This is a genomic window from Streptococcus sp. C300, assembly GCF_000187645.1.
Classification (GTDB): Bacteria; Bacillota; Bacilli; order Lactobacillales; family Streptococcaceae; genus Streptococcus; species Streptococcus oralis_CQ.
The window spans coordinates 5,183-7,745 of record NZ_GL732468.1 but is presented as its reverse complement, the minus strand read 5'-3'; the positions used below and the strand labels follow the sequence as shown (position 1 = coordinate 7,745).

At 43.7% G+C, this 2,563-nt stretch carries 1 protein-coding gene; it reads left to right on the top strand.

Annotation, left to right across the window (positions count from 1 at the left end; translation table 11 throughout):
• Positions 1 to 2,563, top strand: a 2,563-nt coding sequence (locus tag HMPREF0849_RS06365; RefSeq protein ID WP_009013650.1) for an Ig-like domain-containing protein, incomplete at both ends; no start/stop codon positions are given.

Sequence of the window (2,563 nt, the reverse complement as noted above, 5' to 3'; positions counted from 1 at the left end):
TATGTTCAACCAAAAGATGGTGGACCTCTTCAAACCTATGCAATTCAATTCCTTGAAGAAGCACCGAAAATTGACCACTTGAGCCTACAAGTGGAGCAAGCTGACGGTCTTAAAGAAGACCAAACAGTGAAATTGTCTGTACTCGCTCACTATCAAGACGGAACACAAGCAGTTTTACCAGCTGATAAAGTAAACTTCTCTACAAGTGGTGAAGGGGAAGTCGCAGTTCGTAAAGGAATGCTTGAGTTACATAGGCCAGGAACAGTCACTCTCAAAGCAGAATATGAGGGGGCTAGAGGTCAAATCGATCTCACGATCCAAGCCAACACAGAGAAGAAGATTGCGCAATCTATTCGTCCAGTGAACGTAGTAACAGACTTGCATCAAGAACCAAGCCTTCCAGCAACAGTAACAGTTGAGTATGACAAAGGTTTCCCTAAAGCCCACAAAGTCACATGGCAAGCCATTCCAAAAGAAAAACTCGACTCCTATCAAACCTTTGAAGTTCTAGGTAAAGTTGAAGGTATTGACCTTGAGGCGCGTGCAAAAGTCTCTGTAGAAGGCATCGTTTCAGTTGAAGAAGTCAGTGTGACGACACCAATCGCAGAAGCACCACAATTACCAGAAAGTGTTCGTACCTACGATTCAAATGGTCACGTTTCATCAGCTAAGGTTACATGGGATACGATTCGTCCAGAGCAATACGCCAAGGAAGGTGTCTTTACAGTTAATGGTCGCCTAGAAGGTACGCAATTAACAACTAAACTTCATGTTCGCGTATCTGCTCAAACTGAGAAGGGGGCAAATATTTCTGACCAATGGACCGGATCAGAATTGCCACTTGCCTTTGCTTCAGACTCAAATCCAACTGATCCTGTTTCAAATGTCAACGATAAATTGATTTCCTTTAATGACCGCCCAGCTAACCGTTGGACAAACTGGAACCGTAGTAATCCAGAAGCTTCAGTTGGTGTCCTATTCGGAGATTCAGGTATTTTGAGCAAACGTTCAGTTGATAATCTAAGTGTCGGATTCCACGAAGACCACGGAGTTGGTGTACCGAAGTCTTATGTGATTGAATATTATGTCGGTAAGACCGTTCCAACAGCCCCTAAAAACCCTAGCTTTGTAGGTGAGGAAAACCATGCCTTTAACGATCCTGCAAACTGGAAAGAGGTAAGCAATCTCAAAGCACCAGCTCAATTAAAAGCTGGAGAAATGAATCATTTCAGCTTTGATAAAGTTGAAACCTATGCGGTTCGCATTCGTATGGTTCGACTTGATAGCAAGAAAGGAACGTCTATCACAGAAGTACAAATTTTTGCGAAACAAGTTGCGGCAGCCAAACAAGGACAAACAAGAATCCAAGTTGACGGTAAAGATTTAGCAAACTTTAACCCTGATTTGACAGACTACTACCTTGAGTCTGTAGATGGAAAAGTTCCTGCAGTAACAGCAAGTGTTAGCAACAATGGTCTCGCTACCGTCGTTCCAAGCGTTCGTGAAGGTGAGCCAGTTCGTGTTATCGCAAAGGCTGAAAATGGCGACATCCTAGGAGAATACCGTCTACACTTTACAAGCAATAAAGACTTGCTCTCTCGTAAACCAGTTGCCGCGGTCAAACAAGCTCGCTTACTACAAGTAGGGCAACTGCTTGAATTGCCAACTAAGGTTCCTGTTTACTTCACAGGTAAAGACGGTTACGAAACAAAAGACTTGGCAGTGGAATGGGAAGAAGTTCCAGCAGATAAGCTGACAAAAGCAGGTCAATTTACCGTTCGAGGCCGTGTCCTTGGTAGTGATCTTGTTGCTGAGTTCACTGTACGAGTGACAGACAAACTTGGTGAGGCCCTCTCAGACAACCCTGACTATGATGAAAATAGTAACCGCGCCTTTGCTTCAGCCACTAACGACACTGATAGAAACTCCCATGACCGTGTGGACTATCTCAATGACGGAAATCATTCAGAAAATCGTCGTTGGACAAACTGGTCTCCAACACCATCTTCTAATCCAGAAGTATCAGCAGGTGTAATCTTCCGTGAAAATGGTAAGATTGTAGAACGGACTGTAGCACAAGCCAAACTTCACTTCTTTGCAGATAGTGGTACAGATGCACCATCTAAACTCGTTTTGGAACGCTATATTGGCCCAGAGTTTGAAGTGCCTACCTACTATTCAAACTACCAAGCCTACGATGCAGCTCATCCATTTAACAATCCAGAAAATTGGGAAGCTGTTCCTTATCGTGCGGATAAAGACATCGCAGCTGGTGATGAAATCAACGTAACATTTAAAGCTGTCAAAGCCAAAGCCATGAGATGGCGTATGGAGCGTAAAGCAGACAAGAGCGGTGTTGCGATGATTGAGATGACCTTCCTTGCACCGAGTGAATTGCCTCAAGAAAGTACCCAATCAAAAATTCTTGTGGATGGAAAAGAGCTTCCTGACTTCGCTGAAGATCGTCAAGACTACCAAATCACCTATAAAGGTCAACGTCCAAAAGTCTCAGTCGAAGAAAGTAATCAAGTAGCTTCAACAGTTGTAGATAGCGGAGACGATA